Here is a 20789-nt window from a genome sequence, read left to right as displayed (position 1 = left end):
ACGATGCGGTGCTCGCCCCAGCGCGTGGCTCGGTGGTCACCGTCGGCGCATTATCGAGCCGCGGCTGGCAGTACGGGTTTTCCGAACCATCGACCTGCGGCGTGCTCGAATTCACCACGATCGGGGTCGTGGTCGACGGCCCAGGCGACGATCCCGTCCGGGCGGATCAGAACGGCGGCCAATCCCAGATTGTCGCGGGCTGGCAGGGCGGAGTAGCGAATCTTGTTCGCCCAGTTCGCTACCGGCGCCCGCAGTGCTCGGTCGGCGCTGAAGTCGAGCAGGACTGCCTGTCCTTCGTGCATCAGGTCGCCGAGGCGGCTACCGCCCTCGAGGTGGAAGTCCGGCACGTCTCTACCTACCAGTGGGTGCTGGTCGCCGAGGTCGTAGCGGATGCAGGCGCCCGAAACCTTCTGTGCCGCATAGGTTGCGCCGTCGCGGGTCGCGAGCAGGTCGCGCAGCAGGGAGCGGGTCGCGCGCGAATGGGCGTCCGGTCGCATGACCTCCACCTGGGCGCGAGACCAGTCGAGCACTCGTGCGCCGATCGGGTGACGCTCGCGGGTATAGCTGTCGAGCAGGTCGTCCTGCGCGTCGTCGAGCACGGTCGCGGCCAGCTTCCAGCCGAGATTTCCGGCGTCACCCAAACCGGTGTTGAGTCCCTGCCCGCCCAGCGGGGAGTGAATGTGCGCGGCGTCGCCCGCGAGCAGAACACGGCCGCGCCGGTAGCTCGTCGTCTGCATCGCACGGTCGGTGAAGCTCGAGGCCAGCTGCACCTCCTCGATCGTGACGTCGGTTCCGGACACACGGCGCAGCACCGACTGCAGGTAATCCCGCGTGAGCTCCCGGCTGCGATCGAACGCGCCGCCGTCGAAATCCATGATGGCGACGTGGCCTACCTGTTGGCCGATCGACATGCGAATGTAGGCGCCGGTCGGGGTCGTGGTGATCATCCCGGTGCCGAGTTTGTCCAGATCGGGAATGGTGGCGCGCATGGTGTATCCCGTGAATTGTGGCTCGGTGCCGACGAACTCGAAACCGGCGAGCTTGCGCACCGTGCTGCGGCCGCCATCGCAACCGACCACCCATCGTGCTGCGTATTCGTCGTCACCGGCGCGCACGAGCACGCCCTTGTCTTCTTGCGTCAGCTCCGTCACCGCCGCCCCGTAGTGCACCCGCACACCGAGATGCTCGGCACGCGCGGCCAGTATTTCCTCGATCTCGGTGAGGCTGGTCATCAGCATGCCCGGCGCGGGACGAGGAAGTTGGTACGGCGCAGCCGCCGGATCGATCACGGAACCGTCGATCATCATGCCCGCGAAATGGCCAACGATTCGCGGCGCCGACGGTCCAGGAGCACCCGGAAACGTGTGACCTGCCGCCCGTAGCTGCGGCAACATCCCCCGACGATAGAACGCGTCGATCGAAGTGGCGAACAACCCACGCCGACCCAGCGGCGCCGCACGCCAGGGCGACCCCGACTCCGCTTCCCGCTCCAGCACCACCACCGAACATCCAGCGAGGCCGAGCTCACAGGCAACGAACAACCCCACCGGTCCGGCACCGACCACAACAACATCGAATTCATCCATGACCCAATGGTTTCCGGGCCAGCTTGCACGGCGCTGGCGCGCCTCTTGCGGCCACGCACACGCAGTCGCAAGTAGCGGCGGGTAGTCATGGACGACGTGCACGCAGAGCACACCGGTCGCGGACGCAAAAGATCGAGCGACGCCCCCGATGACGAAGTCGTCTTCCGCGAATGAACCGCGAAGCACATCACGACAAGAGGACCGCTGTCGTCAGGGGCGGTGGAGAGTGTCGAAAGTGATCGCGAGGGTGACCGGTGAGTCGAGGACCAAGGCGGTGCGGTGAACCTTGTGTGGCATGTATCGCAATCCTGACCAGTCGAGCCGATATTCCTCGATGCGATCGATGGCTTCCCAGCTCTTGTCGAAGTGCACGATCAGATAGGCGGGGATTCCGGTGCGCGCGTAGAGCTTGTGCTTTTCACTGATGTCCGTATCGACAGTGCTTTTGGAAACGACCTCGACGACGAGGGCGATGTGGTGACGGACAGTATTGACGTCGTATGGCTCGCAGTCACGGATGAAGATGTCCGGGTAACGGATGTTGAGCTGGTGGTCGGTTCGGCGATCCTCGGCGTCGGCGAAGCGAACGGCAACATCGGATCCGACCCGCAGACAGGGGCCCACGGGATCGCGAGCGTCATCCATGGCGGTCGCGAGTCGCCGAACGACGCGGCTGTGTGCTTCGGATTGAGCCATCAAGCGAACTACGAGACCGTCGGTGATCTCGACGTCACCGAATGTGCTGCTGAACACGTCCGGCTCGGCGGCCAGAAACTCTTCGGCAGTGATTCTGGGATGCGCGTCGGAATGTGTGGCCGGCACAATCAGCTCCTTAGGGTGACCCGTTTGCTCGAGCTTACGACACCGCATACCGCGTGAGACGACGTCTGATCGTGACAATTCGCAGCACGAAGTGACGGCTGGCGCGAGCATATCTCCGAGGCGCCCGCCGGTGATCAAGCCGTCGACGACAGCCAGTGAGTCACCGGTCGTCAGCCACTGTGGAGCGGCCGGTCCGGTGTGCGCGGCACGCACGACAATGATCGCGTCGTGGTGGTCCGGGTGTCCCAAGGGCAGGGAATCGGGCGGACTGTTCTGATGTTGGCAACAGCGGCGGATCGAGCGGTCGGTGCTCCGTGGAATCGGGGTCGGCGGCGTGCTCGAGGACGCGTTTCGACTACCCAGCACAGGAAGAGGATGCGGTGCGCCACAGTAGGATTGACGGGCAGGGCTGATGCGCGTTTCCTTGCTCGATCGCGCACGGACACGCAGCGGTGAGACCGACGCCGAGGCGGTGGCCGGCACGGTGGAACGGGCTGTGCGCGCGGAGCGGCTCGGGTTCGATCGGTTCTGGACCGCCGAGCACCATGCGGTGCCCGGTATTGCCAGTGCGGCGCCCACCCTGCTGCTCGCGGCGATCGGGGCACGCACTGACCGGATTCGGCTCGGTACCGGGGGGATCATGGTTCCCAACCACCGTCCGCTGGTGGTTGCCGAGCAGGCGCTTCTGCTCGAATCGCTCTATCCCGGCAGGGTGGACATCGGGCTCGGCGGCTCGCTCGGCTTCACAGCTCCGGTGCGGCGCGCACTGGGGCGGACGATCGTGCGCGACGGTGCGTACGCGGCCGAGATCGCGGAGATCCTGGCCTATCTGGACGGGCGCGCCGACATCACCGTCCGACCCCGCGTCGATCCGCCGCCCGTACTGCTGCTCGCCATCCAAGGCGGTCTGACACTTGCCGCCGAACTGGGTCTGCCGGTGGTGATCGGAGGTCCGCTCCTGCGGGACAAGAAGCGACTCGACGCCTATTTCCAGAACTTTCGACCCAGCTCGCTCGTGCCTGACCCGTATCTGATCGCGAGCGTCGAGGTGTCGGTAGCGGAAACCACCGAGCGCGCCCGCGACTTGCTACTACCGGAGGCTTGGGCATACGCCGACTCACGGGACGTCGGCGAGTTCCGTGCCCTGCGCCCGGTGGCGCACGTGCGTCGAATGCTCAGCGGCGCAAGCAGTTCGAAAAAGATCGAAGCTGTGCGCGCCTGGACGGACGCGGCCGTCGCGGGCACCGCCGAAGCGGTGGCCGACGCGCTGGCGAAGATCGTCGAGCGAACCGGCGCGTCAGAAATTCTCGCGAGCGTCAGCACTTTCGAGCGCGCGGATGTCGAAGACACCGACGAGTTCCTGGCCGCCCTGCAATCCTGACACGAGCCGCGCCCCAGGTATGCGCTCTCGTGGAGGCAGACGCGAGGATCGCATGGAAAACGTTGGTGGGTAAGACCCTTTCGACATCGCCGACGATGTGGGTATGATCCGGACCACAGTTTTTCCCGGTTGATACGTGCCGATCGTGGGGAGGGTGCGTGTGGTTTCCAACGCGAGTCCCGAGGATCGGCCGCCCGCGCTCCGTCTGCGGGGCGTGAACAAGCGCTTCCCCGGCGTGGTGGCGGTGTCGGACGTCGATCTCGAGATCCTGGCCGGTGAGGTGCATGTCCTGGCGGGGGAGAACGGGGCAGGCAAGTCGACCCTGATGAAGCTCATCGCGCAGATCGAGGCACCGACCTCGGGTGTGCTCGAGTTGCACGGTCGCCCGATGCCCCACCAGGGGCCGGGTGCCGCGCGCGACCTCGGAATCTCCATGGTGCACCAGGAATTCGTGCTGGCCCCGGACCTGTCGGTGTCGGAAAACCTGTTCATCGGCAGGGAGCCCGGTAAGTACGGCTGGATCTCCCGTAGTGCCGAACGACGGGCCGCGCAGCGACTGCTGCGCCGGGTCGGATTGGCGATCGAGCCGGACCGGCAGGTGCGACACCTGTCGACGGCACAGCAGCAGCGGGTGGAATTGGCCAAGGCGCTCGCGGTCGAGGCGAGCGTGCTGATCTTGGACGAGCCCACCGCGACCCTCACCGAAAGCGAAACGCGGGACCTGTTCGGCATCGTTCGCGAACTCACCGCGCAAGGCATTGCGGTGCTCTACATTTCGCATCGGTTGGACGAGATCTTCGAGATCGGTGACCGCGTCACCGTGCTGCGGGACGGGGCGGTAGTGGAGACCCGGCCGGTGTCCGACCTCGACGAAGGACAACTCGTCGGTCTGATGGTCGGCCGGGATGTCGAGAATTTGTACCCGCGCGCGTATCAGGAACCCGGCGAGGTGCGCTTGCGAGTCAGCGAGCTGAATCTGGCCGATACCGTTCGCGACGCGTCGTTCGAGGTCAGGGCCGGTGAGATCGTAGGAATGGCCGGGCTGGTCGGCGCCGGGCGCACCGAGCTCGCGCGCGCCATATTCGGCGCCGAACTGCCCGACAGCGGCACGGTCACCTTGGACGGCCGTCGGCTGAAGATCCGCAACCCCGCCGACGCCATCGCGGCCGGGATCGGGTACCTCACCGAGAGCAGGAAAGAGGACGGCCTGGCACTGCAACTGGGTGTGGACACCAACATCACGATGGCGAAGCTTCCGATGCGCAGGGGACTGATCGACCTGGGTGCGCAGCGGCGGGTGGCCGAAAAGTACACCGACAGCCTACGAATCCGCGTGCCATGGGTGGGCCGTCCCGTGCGACTACTGTCCGGCGGTAACCAGCAGAAGGTGGTGCTGGCTCGCTGGTTGGAGACCGGGGCCGAGGTGCTGTTGTTCGACGAGCCGGGCAGGGGGATGGATGTCGGAGCCAAATCGGAGATGTTCCATCAGATGGATCGACTTGCGGCGCAGGGTAAAGCGCTCGTTTTGATCTCCAGCTACCTGCCGGAACTGTTGAACATGTGCGATCGCATCCTGGTGATGCGGCAGGGACGGATCACCGGCGAGGTCGCGCGCTCGGCGGACTTCTCCGACTTCTCTGAGGAGCGTGTGATCGCCCTCGCTACGGGAGCGAAGGACACTCATGACTGAGCAACTGCGCGCGAGTGGTGCTGGACTGCGCATGAAAGGCCGGATGTCGGGCGCGATTTCGCAGGTGGCGGCGGCCGGAACGCTGATCGTGCTGTTCATCGCGCTCTCGATCGCGGCGCCGTCGTTCCTCACCGCCGACAATCTGTTCAACCTGGGCTCACAGACCTCGGTGAACGCGGTCATGGCGGTCGGGGTAACCCTGGTGATCATCACCGGCGGGATCGACCTGTCGGTGGGGTCGGTGTCGGCGCTGTCCGGCGTGCTCGGTGTGATGCTGATGGCCGACTACGGATTCGGTCCCGTGCTCGGCATTCTCGGCGGCATTGTGATCGGTGCGCTCGCTGGGCTGGTGAACGGCTTGTTGGTGTCGGTGGTCGAGCTGCCGCCGTTTATCGCGACGCTCGGAATGCTCAGTGTGGGTAGAGGTTTGGTGCTGATCGCCACGGGCGCGGTGGCCGTGTTCGGTGCACCGGACTCGTTCCGATTGCTCGGGCAGGGGGTGCTCGGACCGATTCCGATCCCGGTTTTGATCATCGTCGTGGTCGCGATCCTCGGGCATGTGGTGCTGACCCGAACCAGGCTGGGGCGGTACTCCTACATCATGGGCTCCAATATGGATGCCGCGCGGCTGTCCGGTGTCCCGGTGCGCAAGCATCTCACCCTGGTGTACGTGGTCTCCGGTGCATTGGCCGGGCTCGGCGGGATGATCGCGGCTTCGCGCATCAACTCGGGGCAGCCCAACTTCGGTGACGGGTTGGAACTCGATGTGATTGCCGCCGTAGTCATCGGTGGCGCAAGTCTTTTCGGCGGTCGCGGCACCGTGCTGGGTTCCTTGATCGGCGCGTTCTTGGTCGCGGTGATCCGCAACGGCGCCGTGCAACTCGATATCGGCACCTTCTACCAGAACGTGCTGATCGGCGTGATCATCTGGCTTGCCGTGTGGTGGGACCGCTACCAGCGGCGCAAGCTCAGCGGCGCCGAGGGATAGGCGGCATACGATGTGGCGGAGAAAAGTCCTCGTGGTCGTTGTGCTTACGCTACTGCTGTCGGCCTGCTCGATCTACGAACCCACCGGTGGCGCAGGCGGTTCCGGCAAGATCCGGGTGGCCGTCGTCCCGAAGGCCATCGGTTTCGACTTCTGGGAACAGGTCAGGATCGGCGCGGAATGCGCGGGGGCCACGGACACCGACATCAACCTGCACTGGGACGGTGTCACCTCGGAGGAAGACGTCAGCGGCCAGCAGAACCTCTTGCAGGATCTACTGGCGCAGGGAGTAGACGGGCTGGTTTACGCGGCAACGGACGCGCGGGCATTGGCCGAGGTCAGCAAGACCGCACAGCAGCAGAACACCAGGGTCGTCAACCTCGACTCCGGCACCGACCCGCAGCCGAGGGGTGTTCCGGTATACGCGACGAACAATGTGGAGGCCGCGAGAAAGGGCACCGCACTGCTGGCCGAGCAACTCGGCGACGCCGGCGACGTCGCCTACATCGAGTTCCAGCCGGGAACCAGTACCAACGAACTCAGAGGCCGGGGTTTCGAGCTTGGCTTGGCCGAGCATCCGGGGCTCACACTGGTAGCCCGCCAATCGAGTCAGAGCGACTACAACACCGCACTGCAGGTCACCCAAGACATTCTGACGGCGAACCCGCGACTGAAGGGGATCTACGCGGGCAACGAGCCGAGTGTGCTCGGTGCGGCGGAGGCCGTGCGGCAGGCCGGAAAGGCGGGCCAAATCAAGATCGTCGGATGGGATAGCTCCGAAGGTCAAATCGATGCCCTACGCGACGGCGTAATCACCGGACTGATAGCGCAGAACCCCTTCGAAATGGGTTACGGCGCAGTGCGTTCGGTGATCGGCAAGATCCGAGGCAGTGGGGAGTCGGAACCGAATACCGACACCGGCTCGATGCTCATCACCAAGCAAAACCTGGAGTCCCCGGAGATCCAGAAGATCTTGCACCCCAGCTGCGCCGACCCACCACAGTAGGTGCGTCACCGACCTTTCCAGGGTGGGTCTGGGATTGTGCGAAAGTGCGCACGTATATCACTGCGCCGCAATGGCGTTGGTTCCGATACGAGGTTGAGACGCCAACAGTGCGATGCGGGGTACCCCGAGTGTCGATGTGGTCGGGTTCCCTGCCGTGGGGGCTGGGCGTCACTTGTGACGCTCATCACTCCAGCAAACTCTTCCTTTACCTTTGCTTTACTCTGGGTGTCGCACGCAGGTTCAGCTCCACCGAAGGGATTTTCCATGAAAGACATGATCAAGGTTCTTGCCCGGGAAGAGAATTGGGAAAAGTGGGTGTCGGTGAACTCGGCGGCAGCCGCTAAGGACGGGTGCATCTCGAAGGCGGGTTGCATCTCCAAGGCCGGTTGCATCTCCTAACCGCTATGCAGGAGCCGGGCCGGTTTTCCGGCCCGGCTTCGAGCGGTAATCTATGATGGAAGCCCCTGTTGCCCGCCCTCTTTCGCCCGCGTTCGTCGAGGCCACTCGCGCGATCCCGTTCTATCGGGAACAGGCCGTGGCGAATTCTTTCCCCGTCATCACCAAAGCCGATCTGGCGCAATCATTTCCCGAGTCGTTCCTGACGCCCCAGGTCGAGCAGGCGCTGGAGTCCGGTGCGGCACAATATGTCTGGTCAACCGGCACCAATCACGCCAGGATGCAGCTGATCCGGCCGCCACTTTTCCTCCTGCGCACCTATTACGCGGTGTGGCAGGACCATCCGGATATCGGCGACACCTTCGCCGCCGGCGTTCCCCGCATTTCGGTGACAACACGACTGGCCACCGATCACGTGGCGCGAGTCAACGAGTCCAAGGGTGGCGAGCCCACCGACATCGCCAGGCGCTGGCTCGACGACCGAACCTTCTACATCAACCAGGACCTCGACCCGGCATTGTGGACCCCGGCGGCCGTCGAGAGGATGCTCGCCGAGATCGACACCGTACGCAGCGAGAAGGGCGACGGCCGTTACCATCTCGACTGCTCGTCCTATCATGCCGCGTATCTGCTGCGCGCTGGTGGAACGCGACTCGCGCAGCCGGTGAGCGCGATCCACGGATACGAATTCACGCCGCGCAACGTCCGAAGGTTCCTCGAAGAACACCTCGATTGCCCGGTGGTCGAACTGTTCGGCAGTACCGAGCTGGGATATCTGTACTACGGCGATACGCAGGGCCGGTACCACCCGCATCTGGAACACATGGAAGTCGAGCTGCAACCGATTCCCGGTACCCGTGGGATCCACAATCTGATCGTCTCGAGTATCCGGAACCCGTTCATGCCGTTGCTGCGCTACAACACCGGTGACTGCGTGCACACCAGCGACGGCTCGGCCGACCCGCGGCGAATCGTGCGGTTCTGCGGGCGCGAGAAGGAACTACTCGTCACCGACACGGCGATCACCTCGCAGGCCGAACTCGATGATGTCGTCGCGAATGTCAGCCCGCGGGTGTTCGTTTACCAGCTGCGCGTCGAGGGCGGCGATGGCCGATTGGCGTACACCACCTTCGACGAAACGGCGCTGGATGCGGACGAAACCACTGCGTTGGCGGCATCGGCCGCGCAGCTGACCGGACTTTCCGTCACCGTCGAACATCGCCGCCACATCCCGATCGGTAAGTCCGGAAAATACGCCTGGCTCGAGCGCTGAGGAAGCAACCGATGACAGAACACGACATGCTCGGTGAGCTGTACGACGAAACGGTGCACTATGTGCGCCAACACAATCAGGTCGACGACGCGGTCGCGCGGGTGCAGGTGCGGGAGGCGGTACGTTATCTGACGTTGGTTTCGGCGCACCCCGACCAGCTCGGTGGGCTGTTCTTGCCCGTCGAGCAGGCGATCGACGAGGTGTGGCACTACCTCATCCTGCAAACCCGCGAGTATGTCGACCTCTGCGAGAACCGTCTCCCCGGTGGATTCTTCATCGAGCACCGGTCGATTTCCTACTCCGACTACGGTCGCGAGCAGCCCTCCCGCGAGACCATGATCGAGCAATCCCTGCGCTGGATTCCCCTGTATTGCAGCAGATTCGGCGAATTCGATGCGGAAGGCGCCGCGTGGTGGACCATGGTGCGCTTCCTGCACGAACAGATGAACTACAGCCTGAGCGACATCTCGGCACTCCATCCTGCCGACGCCACCAGTGGTAGCTGAGTGCCGAGCGAGGGTTCCTTCGCCCACGGGCGTGGCGGTTCGAGGACGCACCGAGGGTGTCACCGGACGTTTCGAACGATGGCGGTGCCCTCGGTGACCCCCGCCCGCCCCGGGCGGTACGGCGGCACTGGTCCCGACAGAACCGACGAAGCAACAGAGAGCGTGGACCGACGTGGCCGGTTTGTCCGGAATGGGTAGTCTGGGCGGCGTGTTGGATGTCGCGGTAATCGGGGCCGGGTTCGCCGGGATGCACATGCTCGATCAGCTCCGCAGGCACGGATTCGACTGTCACGCTTATGAATCGGCGCCCGGGGTCGGTGGCACGTGGTACTGGAATCGCTACCCAGGAGCCCGCTGCGACGTGGAGAGCCTGGACTACTCCTACCTGCACGATCGGGAGCTGTACGAAGCCTGGGCGTGGTCGTCGCGGTTCGCCAGTCAGCCCGAAATCCTTCGCTACGCCGAGCATTTCGCCGAACGCCAAGACCTGTTGCCGCACATCACCTTCGGGACCACGGTGCTCGGTGCGACCTTCGCCGACGGCAGCTGGACCCTCGGTACCGACACCGGTGAGCAGGTGCGGGCGCGGTTCGTGGTGACGGCCGTCGGCTGCATGTCCGCGGTCAACACGCCACCCATCCCCGGCCTGGAACAGTTCGGTGGAACACTATTGCGCACCGCCAGGTGGCCCACCGAACCGGTCGAGCTGACCGGTCGACGGGTCGGCGTGATCGGCACCGGCTCCTCCGGGGTCCAACTCGTGCCCGAACTAGCGAGGGAAGCCGCCGAACTGGTGGTTTTTCAGCGCACACCCAACTTCAGCGTGCCTGCTCGAAATCGTCCGCTGACCGAGGCTGAGCGCGTCGCCGCCGTTACCGAATACGAGCGGAAAGTGGTGCACGCCAGCACCACTCGCTTCGGGCACCCGGTAACTGGCACCGGCAGAGCCGCCTTGGCCACCGAACCGGCCGAGCGTGCCGCCGAATTCGACAAGGGGTGGGAGCGCGGCGGCACACACATCGTCGCGACCTTCACCGACACCGGCCGCGACCCGACAGCGAATGCTGTACTGGCGGAATACTTTCGCGATCGGATACGGGAAACAGTGCACGACGAGCAACTCGCGCGGGCCCTCACGCCGATCGGCTACCCGATCGGCACCAAGCGCCTGTGCGTCGATGACGGCTACTACGAAACCTTCAATCACTCGCACGTCGAGCTCGTCGACCTGCGCCACGACCCGATCGAGGAAGTTACCGAGACCGGAATCCGCACCAGGAGTGGCGATTACGAGCTGGATGTCCTCGTACTGGCCACCGGATTCGACGCCTTCACCGGATCGCTCACCAGACTGGGCCTCACCGACCGTGCCGGGAAAGCACTCGCCGACCGCTGGCAGGACGGGCCGCGCAGCTACCTCGGACTCGCGGTCGCAGGGTTTCCCAACCTGTTCACGCTGACCGGCCCCGGCAGCACCATGGTGCTGTCCAACGTCATGCGGGCAATCGAGCATCACGTCGAGTGGGTGCGCGAGCTGCTTCTGCATGCCCGCTCGCACGGCATCACCGAGGTCGAGGCACTGGAGTCCGCTGAAAACGACTGGGTGGCTCGGGTCGCCGAACTCGCGGGCCGAACCCTGTACCCGCACACCGATTCCTACTACCTCGGCGCCAACATCGAGGGAAAGGCGCGGGTGTTCGCCCCCTTCGCAGGGGGCCTGGACGCCTACCGCCGCATCTGCGATGACGTTGCGGCCCAGGGCTACCGGGGGTTCCGCACCGCATGACCACCGTCGCTGAGCGGAAACTCGGATCGCTCGGCCTGGCCACGCTGCTGCTGGCCGCACTGCTGCCGATGATGGACGCCTTCATCGTCAATGTCGCGCTACCCACCATCGCCGACGACCTGGGCGCCTCCGGGGCCGACCTGGAACTGGTGGTGGCCGGGTACGGGTTGGCGTTCACGGTTTTCCTGGTCCTGAGCGGTCGGCTCGGTGACGCCTATGGGCGCAAGCGGGTCCTCGTCACCGGGTTGGTGGTGTTCACGCTCGCCTCGTTGCTGTGTGCCCTGGCCGGGGCAGGTGGGTGGCTGGTCGCCGCGCGCGTTCTGCAAGGTGCGGCGGCCGCGCTGATCGTGCCGCAGGTACTCGGCACGATCCAGGCCGCCGTAGCTGCCGAGCGCAAGCCGCGCGCGATGAGCCGCTACGCCGCGGTGAGCGGGCTCGCGGCCATCCTCGGTTTGGTGCTGGGCGGTGTGCTGGTGCAGGCCGACCTGTGGGGTACTTCGTGGCGGCTGATTTTCCTGGTGAACCTGCCCCTCGGCATCGCCGCGGTGGTGCTGACGCTGCTGCTGGTCCCCGAGACCCGTTCCCCGCACCCCACGGGTATCGATCTGCGTGGCACCGCGCTGCTCGGTACGACGATCGTGCTGCTACTGGTGGGACTCAACCGTGGGGCGCTGCTGGGCTGGCCGTGGTGGACTGTCGCCCTGCTCGTTGTGCTGCCGTGTGCGGCAATAGTGTTGTGGCGCACCGAAACGCGGGTCGTCGAGCAGGGGCGGGTGCCGCTGTTGCCGCCCTCGGTGCTGACCGAGCCACGGGTGCGTACCGGGCTGCTGCTCGTGGCACCGTTCCTGGCGGCATGGGCCGGATATCTGTTCGCACTGCCATTGACGCTGCAACACGGGTTCGGCCTCGACCCCGCACCAGCCGGACTGGCCGTGGCACCGATGTCGGCGGCGTTCCTCGCCGGATCGTTCGCGGTGCCGAAACTGCGTGCGCGCCTGGGTGACCGGACGATGAGTGCGGGCGCACTGGGGCAGGCCGTCGGCGTGCTGTGGCTGTTGGGCGTATTGCACGGCGACGGCGCGGTGTGGTTGGTCATGCCCGGACTGGTGCTGATCGGGCTCGGCCAGGCACTGGTGGTCGGATCGTCGCAGATCTCCGTGCTCGGCGCGGTGCCGACCGAGTACGCCGGGGTCGGCGGGGGAGTGCTGGTCACTACCCAGCAGGGCTCGATGGCGATCGGCGTCACGGCGTTCGGTTCGCTGTATACCGCCCTCGTCGTCACCGGCCACACCACTGCCTTCGCGGTCATTCTGGTGGTGCAATTCGTGATCGCGACCGCGGTGGCGGTTATCGGCTACCGCTGGACGAGGACGCCGCATCAGTCGCAGAGGTAGCCGCACGCGCATCGGTCGAACGCTCGGCGAGCGGTAAAGTCTTGGCGCGCTCGAGTTCTCGTCACGAACGACCGCATGGGTCAACGCACGCGTGCGCGGTGGCGAGGCTGGCGCACTCGCGAGTGTGCCGCATACCCGACAATCCGGGCAAGGCGCGGGTCGTCGCCTCTGGATCAGAGCCGGCGGTACCCGTTGCAGCCGGGCACATCGCAGTACGGGTTTCCGACATTGATCCACTCTTCGGTGTCGCCGGTCAACGCCATCACCGATCGCACGTCCTGCTTCATAGGCTGCGCACACACCGGGCACGGCCGCCCATTGAGGGTGTTCGTCTTATTTGCCATCACCGCAGGTTACGCCCGCGCGCACGGCCCAATAGCGGTTTTCCGGTCGGCTGATATGGAGACGATGTCGTCGGCTGGAAGACGGTTCTGCGCAGCTGTCACCGCTCGAGCGTCGACTCCGAACCTGCGAGGTCCCGCAGTCTCGCCAGGTCGACACCGAGCGACTGCCGCTGCGCATCGGTGAGCTGGACCGCGGCGGCCTTCTTCAGCGTGGACGCCGCCGTGGCCTCGTCGCCGAGTCGCCCGGCCACGTCGCCGCGCAGGACTAGCAGGCGTACGAGCTGTGTGGGTGTCGGCCGCTCGCCCTCTAGTCCGAGCACTCGGTCGATGATCTTCGCCGCACCCGCCGGGTCCTCTTTGGAGTCGGCGAAGAGCGTGGCGTTGTGCAGCGCCCGCGCGAAGGTCTCCTTGGGTGCGGGCCGGTGGTGCAGGTCCTCGCTGGTGGGCCGCCCGACCCGGATGCAGTTGCCCCCGGGGTCGGTCATCAGGAACTGCCGCACCCCGTAGGACATATCCTTGAGCGGCCCGATCCGCGGAATGCCCCGGCTCGGAATCTTTCCGTACGCGGCCCTGAGTCCGGCCCGGAAGGCCTCGTACAGCCCGTCCACGTCATCGGTGAGGACATAGCAGGTGCTGTACGACTCGCTCGGCTCGTACTTCTTCATGCCGAAGAACTGCAGCCCGATATCGCCGCGCTCGACAACCGCGAACGGGTTGGGACTCTTCTGTAGGAAGGTCACCTCGAAGCCGAGCGCCGTATAGAAGTCGACGACGGGCTGGATGGTCTGACAGGGGAGTAGGGGGATCGTCTTCTCGGCCATACCGCTAAACTAGTCAAAATTGACTAGAAGAGGAAGGGTTTTCCGCATGTCCGCGATCCGTCTCCTCGTACTGGGCGCCGTCCGCCAGCGTGGCCGCGCGCACGGCTATCAGGTGCGCAACGACCTCGAACAATGGGGTGCGCACGAGTGGTCGAGCGCACAGCCCGGCTCGATCTACCACGCGCTCAAGCAAATGGCGAAGCGAGGTCTGCTGCTGGCCCACGAGATCGCCCCGTCCACGGCGGGCGGACCGCCACGCACCGAGTACGAACTCACACAGCGGGGCACCGAGGAGTTCTTCTCCCTCCTTCGCCGGGCGCTCGTCTCCCATGACCAGAAGATGGACGTCGTCTCGTCCGGCATCGGCTTCCTCGTCCATCTGCCGCGCGAGGAGGCGGTGGCGCTACTGAGGAAGCGGGTGGCGGGGCACGCGGAGTGGCGCAAGAGCGTGACCGACTACTACGCCCCGGAGGGCGGGTCCGAACAGTTCGGTCACATCGGCGAGGTCATGCGCTTCTGGGTGCACTCGGCGGACGCGGGCGCGGAGTGGACCCTCGGCCTGATCGAGCGAATCGAAGGTGGCGCGTACACCTTCGAGGGCGAGGGGTGAACGGCTCGGCGGCGCGATAATTCGACACCGAATAGTGCTGTGCCGCCGACGATCAGCGAAACAGACGGAAGAATCCGCGCACCTGCTCGACCAGCGACTTCGGCTGCTCCAATGCGGCGAAGTGGCCACCGTGCGGTAGTTCCTCGAACCAGCGCAGGTCGGTGAACCGCCGTTCGGCCTCTCGCCGGGACGGGCGGGTGATTTCGCGCGGGTAGATCGACAACCCAGACGGTGCGGTGACCTTGTCGCGGAAGCTGCCGAAGCTTTCCCAGTACAGGCGCGCCGACGACGTGGCCGACGCGGTGAACCAGTAGACGGAAATCGCGTCGAGGATCGTTTGCCGCGACACCGCGTCCTCGGGGCGGCCGTTGTTGTCCGTCCACGCCCAGAACTTCTCGGCGATCCAGGCGGCCTGGCCCGCGGGGGAGTCGGTGAGGCCGTAACCGAGCGTCTGCGGCCGCGTCGCCTGCTGACCCGAGTACCCCCGGCCGGTGCGCTGGAATTCCTTCGCCGCCTCGAGATTCGCCAGCTCCGCCGGCGTCGGATCATCGAACGTGCCCAGCGCCGCGGACCCCATGTTCAGGTGCACGCCGACAACCCGTTCGGGCGCCACCTCGCCCAGCGCACCGGACACCGCCGAACCCCAGTCACCGCCCTGCGCCCCGTACCGCTCGTATCCCAGCGAAACCATCAAGGCGTCCCAGGCGCGCGCGATGCGAGTGACACCCCACCCGGTCGTCGAAGGCTTGTCGCTCCAGCCGTACCCGGGCAACGATGGTGCGACGACATGGAAGGCGTCCGCCGGGTCTGCGCCGTGCGCGCGCGGGTCGGTCAGCGGGCCGAGAACATCCAAGAACTCGAGCACCGACCCCGGCCACCCGTGCGTGAGCACCAGCGGCAACGCGTCCGGCTCCGGCGAGCGGACGTGTAGGAAGTGGATGCCCAACCCATCGATGGTGTCGCGGTACTGCGGAAAAGCGTTCAGCCGCTTGGCGAATCCGAAGTCGTAGTCCTCGGCCCAACTGCGGCACAGTTCCTGCGCGTAAGCCAGCGGCAGCCCCTGCGACCAGTCGTCCACCGGCTCGGCCTCGGGCCACCGCGTTCGTCGCAACCGTTCACGCAGATCCGCGATCTCGGACTCGGTGATGCTGACCTCGAACGGCTCGGCGACCACGGCGGGGCTCCCTTCCTCGGCGAGATCGACGTTATCACCTGTCGGCGGTACCCGCCCTCGTCACCCAGAGATACAGCGCCGCAGAGCCTTTCGCTTCATTGCTGGTCAGATCAGTTTTGCCGCGATGGCACGGAAGGCGTCGGCGGGAAACGCGGTGGCGTCGCCACCGTTGAGGACCTGGATCGCCACCTCGTCCGCCCCGGCCTGGAAGTGCTTCTCGATCCCGGCCGCCACCTGCTCGAGCGTGCCCCACGGGATGAGGGCGTCGACGAGGCGGTCGCTGCCACCATCGACGAAGTCTTCGTCGGTCCAACCGAAGCGTCGAAGGTTGTTGGTGTAGTTCGGCATTGCGAGATAGAGGGTGGTGTACTGCCGGGCGACCTGGCGCGCAGCGGCCGCGTCCTGCTCGACGACGACCGCGACTTCGGGTGCCAGCAGTGGGTCGGGCCCGAGGATCTTCCTCGCCTCGGCCGTGTGCTCGACGGGAACGAAGTACGGGTGCGCGCCCACCGAACGGTCGCGTGACAGCTCCATCATCCGTGGGCCGAGCGCGGCCAGCACCCGTCGCTCGGGCGCGATCCCTGCCGCGTCGAGCGCGTCGAGGTAGGCCACCGTCTTCGAGTACGGCTTCCGGTAGGCGGTGTCGTCGTTTTCCACCAGCGCGGCGTGGCTGGCGCCGAGGCCGAGCAGGAAGCGACCGGGATGATCACGCTCGGCTTGCTCGGTGAATGCCGCCGTCTCGGCGGGTGGCGTATGCCAGATGCTCAGGATTCCCGAGGCGAGTCCGAGCCGCTCGGTGCCGTCGAGGATCTCACGGAATCGTGGTGGAACGGTCTTCCCGAAGCCCCCGGAGAACCAAAGCCGTGCGTACCCCAGCTCTTCCAGTTCGACCGCTGCGGCGGTGACCGCCGCGGAGTCTTCGTTGGCGAGGAAATAGGGCTGCCAGACGCTGACGAGTCGTTGTGCCATACCGAAACTCTACGACCGACGGCTCCCACGTCCGTGCAATACCTTGGTACGCGGCGGCGAATCCGTCCGCGCGTTCAGGAGCGTTCCGCCCGGACAGCACCGGCGTTTCCCGCTGGCTTCCGCGAGCACCCTCGCGGTGGTGAGAGCCCGGCGGGGGAATGGATCGTGCACCGGTTCCGGTTGGCACAGTCGAGCGCAGAGGAGCGGAAGAATGAAAGTTCGGATCGGCGTCGGCCTCGGCCCTGACACCGCACCGGAGCAACTCGGGGCCGTGGTGGATCGGCTCGAGTCGACCGGCGTGGATTCCTTGTGGTTGTCCGAGCTCGTCTACTCGAAGGCCGTGGATCCCGCCGTCGGTATGGCTTTCGCGCTCTCGCGGACCAGCCGCTTGAAAGTTGGAACGTCGGTGGCGATCCTGCCTGGTCGTCACCCGGTTCTTGTCGCCAAACAACTGGCCTCGCTCGCCGCACTCGCGCCGAAACGCGTGTTGCCGGTATTCGGCCTGCAGTCGGCTCAGCCGAGCGAACGTGAGCTTTTCCCGGTGCCGCCGGGCCAGCGTGGTGCGGTATTCGATGAGTCGCTGCGCCTGTTGCGCGCGGTCCTCGATGCGGACGACGTTTCGTTCGAGGGTGAATTCTTCACCGTCCGGAACGCGGGCATCGGGTCACGCCCCGCGCGGCCGCTGGATATTTGGCTCGGCGGCTCCGCGCCCGCGGCGCTTCGCCGCATCGGCCGCTACGCGGACGGTTGGCTCGGCAGTTTTCTGACTCCTGAGCAAGCGCGGATCGGACGGGAAACAATCCAGTCCACGGCGGCCGACGCGGGTCGAGAGATCGAGGACGACCACTTCGGCATCAACCTGGCCATCGCCGAGGGCGGCATCCCCGCCGAACTGGCGGCGGTAGTCCGCCATCGCCGACCCGGCATCGACCCGACGAGCATGATCGCCGACGGCTGGGCAGACCTACACCGACTCCTCGACGGTTACCTCGAGGCCGGACTCAGCAAGTTCGTGGTTCGCTACACCGGCCCAAGATCCTTCGAAGAATTCATCGATCACTTTGCGGCCGAATTGATCCCGCGACAGACTGATCAGTAGCGGTCGTTCTGTGCCGGAAAAAAAACTATGCGCGTCGGCGGGCAAGTGCTGCGCAGCGAACCGTGCCGAAAACAACGGAGTCACCCTTGTCGCTCCTGTTGTGAGAAGTGTGCGGGTCTTGCGTGGGTGATGAAGGGGCTGCGATATTTAATGCATTTTGTTGATCAAACTGCTGTTTGTGTGACTTGAGCAGGCTTTTGCGTAGTTCGTAGTGTCGGTGGTCACAGCACAACGAGGTGGCCGAGGAGGCACGATGTCGCGCCGACGCAGTGTTTATGTCGAGGGATTCGCTCATGAGAATCCGGTGCCAGCTGCCTGTGTGATCGACAACGTGCTTTTCACGGGTGCGGTGCACGGTGGCGGTCGAGGGAGCGATCCTGAGGAGTTCTCGCCGGACGCCGCAACGCAGTGCGAGCGGATGTTCGAGCGAGTTCTCGCGATTATGTCGGCTGCGGGCGGCAGCGCCGATGACATTGTGAAGATGTCGGTTCGGATCGCCTCGCCCGCGGTTCGGGGAGCGCTGAACCGTTTCTGGGGCAATCTCTTTCCTGACCCGCACAGTAGGCCTGCGCGACAGGTGACGGTCGGAACCACCCAGCCGCACATTCTCGTGCAGTGCGAGGTCGTCGGTGTGCTGCCCAACGCGTGATCGCGGTTTCGCGGCGGCGTCTTTCGAAGGAGTTCTTGTGCACGACTACGCGCTGTTCGATCCCGATACCCGAGCCCCGGAGTATCCGGTGCCGCGAGGTGCCTGCGACAGTCAGGTCCATATTTTCGGTGATTCGCAACGCTTTCCGACCAAACCGGATGCGGCTTACGTCGTGCACCAGGCCACGGTTCAAGCGATGCTGGATATGCACAAGAAGCTCGGCATAGATCGCGGAGTGATCGTGCAGTCCACCGCATACGGGGCCGACCACGGCGCATTGCTCGAGGCGCTGCGTATCGCCGGCCCGGAATACCGGGGATGTGGTGTCGTCAATGATTCGGTCAGCGATGTCGAGTTGGCCGCCATGCACGAAGCAGGTGTCCGTGGTGCTCGGTTCAATTTCCATCCGAAGCTGAAGAACCGGATGCCGAGTCCGGAGGATGTCATTCGGACCGCCCGGCGGGTGCTGCCGCTGGGGTGGCATCTCAAGCTGCACATGAATGGGCTCGACCCACGAACGGTGACGCCGCTGCTCGACGGAATCGAAACGCCCGTCGTTATCGATCACATGGGACCACTGCAATACGAGCACGGAACCGACGATCCATACTTCCGACATCTGCTGGAACTACTGGAGCGCGGCAATTGGTGGATCATGCTGTCCAATGGGGACCGGCGTTCGGTGGCAGGCTACCCGTGGGACGACGCGCGCACCTACGCGGCCGAATACATCAGGCACGCACCCGATCGTGTTCTGTGGGCCACGGATTGGCCACACCCGCTGCACGCGGGACCGATTCCGAATGACGGCGACCTGCTCGACTTGCTTGCCCGTTACGCCCCGGACGAGCGGATGCGTGCGCGCATCCTGGTAGACAATCCCGTGGAGCTGTTCGGATTCGCCACGGTGAACCGGGGCGACGATGATCGGCGGTGACATCGTGCGTGACCCGGACAGCGCGCGGGAACGACTCGGGCGCGCCGATGCCAAGGTCATCGCGGCAGCGGTACTGGGCTGGACGATCGACATGTTCGATCTGCTGGTCATCTTGCATGTCGCAGGCCATGTGTCGAGGGCGTTCTTCCCTTCGGACAACGAGATGCTCGGATTTACGGCCACCTACGCCGCATTCGCAGTGAGCTTGCTGGTCCGCCCGCTGGGTGCATTGCTGCTCGGTTCGCTCTCCGATCGTTCCGGGCGCCGGGTGTCGATGATGATCGGTGTTCTCGGCGCAGGCGCGGCGACGGCGGCCATGGGAGCATTGCCCGGCGTGGTGACCATCGGTCTCGCCGCGCCGGTCTTGTTCATTGTTTTGCGGATCGTGCAGGGTATCTTCGTTGGTGGTATCGCCGCGTCCACCCACACGATCGCGACCGAAACCGTTCCGGAGCGTTTTCGGGGTATGACCGCGGGTTTGATCAAAGGCGGCGGTGCGAGCTTGGCCGTCGTGGTGATCAATGTGCTGGTCTTGGGTTTGACCGCGGCGTTCGGCAGTGCGGCGTTCGCCGAATGGGGATGGCGGATCTTGTTCGCCGTTGCGCTGCTCGGCGCGTTTGTGAATTACTTTGTGCTGCGCGGCATCGAGGAATCGCCGCTGTGGCTGCGACGGCAAGCCCAGATCGCCCACGAACGGGACATCGAATCGGTTACCGTGAGAGTGGAACGTCCCGGTCGGGAGCTGTTCTCCGCCCGATGGCGCACGCTGGTGTTGACCAGTGCGGCAATCGTTTTCGCCGCATCCGCCCCGTACTATCTGACCACCGGAATTCTTCCGACGGTGTACAAGAACGCTTTTCATCTTTCCCAGTCGGAGACGAGCAGCTTCCTGATCATCAATGTGGTGGGCTCGGCGATCGTCGCAGTGGTCTGTGGGCATCTGAGTCAGCACATCGGTCGTAAGCGGTTGTTTCTCGGTGCGGGTGTCGCGTGCCTGGTCCTGATTCCCGGGCTGTACGCGTTCATGTGGTACGTCACCCCGGACAATCTTGCGGTCGTGCTGATCTGTAGCGCCACCATGGTGATGGCTTCCGGGGCGATCAGCGCCCCGTTGATCATCTTCCTCAACGAGCGCTTTCCTACTGAACTCCGTTCTACCGCAACTGCATTCGCTTGGAACATTGGTTACGGGCTGAGCGGGATGATGCCGACGCTGGTGACGGCGCTCAGTGCGGGGGCGGGCAGTATGGTGCCGGTTCTGATCGTGCTCAGCCTGCTTATCGCGGTCGGTTTCCTTGTGCTGATCGTGCGCGCCGACGAGACGCGAGGAGCTTTGTCTCGAAATACTGTGCACACGTGAG

The 20789-nt window shown here is 65.1% G+C and carries 19 protein-coding genes; 13 read left to right on the top strand and 6 right to left on the bottom strand.

Going from position 1 to position 20789, the window contains the following annotated elements; translation table 11 throughout:
- Nucleotides 1-50: 50 nt before the first annotated feature.
- Both ABEA50_RS11370 and ABEA50_RS11365 read right to left on the bottom strand, forming a co-directional pair.
- Nucleotides 51-1586: an FAD-dependent oxidoreductase gene (locus tag ABEA50_RS11370; protein WP_345495237.1), complete on the bottom strand. Its 1536-nt coding sequence runs from the start codon at nt 1584-1586 to the stop codon at nt 51-53.
- Nucleotides 1587-1796: 210 nt separating this feature from the next.
- Entirely contained in the window at nt 1797-2621 is an 825-nt protein-coding gene (locus tag ABEA50_RS11365; RefSeq protein WP_345495236.1) for a Uma2 family endonuclease, read from the bottom strand.
- A gap of 199 nt (nt 2622-2820) precedes the next feature.
- Here ABEA50_RS11365 and ABEA50_RS11360 point away from each other — a divergent pair, with 199 nt between their 5' ends.
- From ABEA50_RS11360 to ABEA50_RS11325, 8 genes are all read left to right on the top strand, one after another.
- Entirely contained in the window at nt 2821-3789 is a 969-nt protein-coding gene (locus ABEA50_RS11360; RefSeq protein WP_345495235.1) for an MsnO8 family LLM class oxidoreductase, read from the top strand.
- Nucleotides 3790-3949: 160 nt separating this feature from the next.
- Nucleotides 3950-5479 carry a sugar ABC transporter ATP-binding protein gene (locus tag ABEA50_RS11355; protein WP_345495234.1) on the top strand — a complete coding sequence of 510 codons (1530 nt, stop codon included), beginning with the start codon at nt 3950-3952 and terminating at the stop codon, nt 5477-5479.
- Entirely contained in the window at nt 5472-6467 is a 996-nt protein-coding gene (locus ABEA50_RS11350; RefSeq protein WP_345495232.1) for an ABC transporter permease, read from the top strand. The genes ABEA50_RS11355 and ABEA50_RS11350 overlap by 8 nt, the downstream gene beginning before the upstream one ends.
- 31 nt (nt 6468-6498) lie before the next feature.
- Nucleotides 6499-7470 carry a sugar ABC transporter substrate-binding protein gene (locus ABEA50_RS11345; RefSeq protein WP_345495231.1) on the top strand — a complete coding sequence of 324 codons (972 nt, stop codon included), beginning with the start codon at nt 6499-6501 and terminating at the stop codon, nt 7468-7470.
- A gap of 454 nt (nt 7471-7924) precedes the next feature.
- A complete protein-coding gene (locus tag ABEA50_RS11340; RefSeq protein ID WP_345495230.1) occupies nt 7925-9139 on the top strand; it encodes a phenylacetate--CoA ligase family protein in 1215 nt (404 codons plus the stop codon).
- Nucleotides 9140-9150: 11 nt separating this feature from the next.
- Complete coding sequence (locus ABEA50_RS11335; RefSeq protein ID WP_345495229.1) at nt 9151-9645, top strand: glycine-rich domain-containing protein; 495 nt, start codon at nt 9151-9153, stop codon at nt 9643-9645.
- A 190-nt stretch (nt 9646-9835) separates the two neighbouring features.
- Nucleotides 9836-11431 (top strand): flavin-containing monooxygenase, encoded by a 1596-nt coding sequence (locus ABEA50_RS11330; protein ID WP_345495228.1) that lies wholly within the window; start codon nt 9836-9838, stop codon nt 11429-11431.
- Nucleotides 11428-12825 carry an MFS transporter gene (locus ABEA50_RS11325; RefSeq protein ID WP_345495227.1) on the top strand — a complete coding sequence of 466 codons (1398 nt, stop codon included), beginning with the start codon at nt 11428-11430 and terminating at the stop codon, nt 12823-12825. Before ABEA50_RS11330 ends, ABEA50_RS11325 begins: the two co-directional genes overlap by 4 nt.
- 173 nt (nt 12826-12998) lie before the next feature.
- Here the strand turns inward: ABEA50_RS11325 and ABEA50_RS11320 are convergent, their stop codons facing one another.
- Both ABEA50_RS11320 and ABEA50_RS11315 read right to left on the bottom strand, forming a co-directional pair.
- Nucleotides 12999-13169 carry a hypothetical protein gene (locus tag ABEA50_RS11320; RefSeq protein WP_345495225.1) on the bottom strand — a complete coding sequence of 57 codons (171 nt, stop codon included), beginning with the start codon at nt 13167-13169 and terminating at the stop codon, nt 12999-13001.
- Between the two features lie 98 nt (nt 13170-13267).
- Nucleotides 13268-13990: a VOC family protein gene (locus ABEA50_RS11315; RefSeq protein ID WP_345495224.1), complete on the bottom strand. Its 723-nt coding sequence runs from the start codon at nt 13988-13990 to the stop codon at nt 13268-13270.
- 46 nt (nt 13991-14036) lie between these two features.
- Between ABEA50_RS11315 and ABEA50_RS11310 the strand changes: the two genes are divergently transcribed.
- Nucleotides 14037-14600 carry a PadR family transcriptional regulator gene (locus tag ABEA50_RS11310; RefSeq protein WP_345495223.1) on the top strand — a complete coding sequence of 188 codons (564 nt, stop codon included), beginning with the start codon at nt 14037-14039 and terminating at the stop codon, nt 14598-14600.
- Nucleotides 14601-14652: 52 nt separating this feature from the next.
- On the opposite strand, the gene ABEA50_RS11305 is transcribed toward ABEA50_RS11310, so the two are convergent.
- Nucleotides 14653-15774 carry an epoxide hydrolase family protein gene (locus tag ABEA50_RS11305; RefSeq protein WP_345495222.1) on the bottom strand — a complete coding sequence of 374 codons (1122 nt, stop codon included), beginning with the start codon at nt 15772-15774 and terminating at the stop codon, nt 14653-14655.
- Nucleotides 15775-15879: 105 nt separating this feature from the next.
- A complete protein-coding gene (locus ABEA50_RS11300) occupies nt 15880-16743 on the bottom strand; it encodes a TIGR03620 family F420-dependent LLM class oxidoreductase (RefSeq protein WP_345495221.1) in 864 nt (287 codons plus the stop codon).
- Between the two features lie 211 nt (nt 16744-16954).
- On the opposite strand from ABEA50_RS11300, the gene ABEA50_RS11295 reads away from it, so the two are divergent.
- The 4 genes from ABEA50_RS11295 to ABEA50_RS11280 all read left to right on the top strand — a co-directional run bounded on the left by ABEA50_RS11295 (nt 16955) and on the right by ABEA50_RS11280 (nt 20788).
- Nucleotides 16955-17842: a TIGR03854 family LLM class F420-dependent oxidoreductase gene (locus ABEA50_RS11295; RefSeq protein ID WP_345495220.1), complete on the top strand. Its 888-nt coding sequence runs from the start codon at nt 16955-16957 to the stop codon at nt 17840-17842.
- A 253-nt stretch (nt 17843-18095) separates the two neighbouring features.
- Complete coding sequence (locus ABEA50_RS11290) at nt 18096-18491, top strand: RidA family protein (protein ID WP_345495219.1); 396 nt, start codon at nt 18096-18098, stop codon at nt 18489-18491.
- A gap of 37 nt (nt 18492-18528) precedes the next feature.
- Nucleotides 18529-19428: an amidohydrolase family protein gene (locus ABEA50_RS11285; protein WP_345495217.1), complete on the top strand. Its 900-nt coding sequence runs from the start codon at nt 18529-18531 to the stop codon at nt 19426-19428.
- The gene (locus ABEA50_RS11280) at nt 19415-20788 is read left to right on the top strand and encodes an MFS transporter (RefSeq protein ID WP_345495216.1); all 1374 of its coding nucleotides are present in this window, start codon (nt 19415-19417) and stop codon (nt 20786-20788) included. The genes ABEA50_RS11285 and ABEA50_RS11280 overlap by 14 nt, the downstream gene beginning before the upstream one ends.
- Nucleotide 20789 lies beyond the last annotated feature (1 nt).

The organism is Nocardia callitridis (genome assembly GCF_039543305.1).
In the GTDB taxonomy this organism is placed as follows: domain Bacteria; phylum Actinomycetota; class Actinomycetes; order Mycobacteriales; family Mycobacteriaceae; genus Nocardia; species Nocardia callitridis.
The sequence above is the reverse complement of the archived record's forward strand: the minus strand, read 5'-3'. Positions and strand labels throughout refer to the sequence as shown.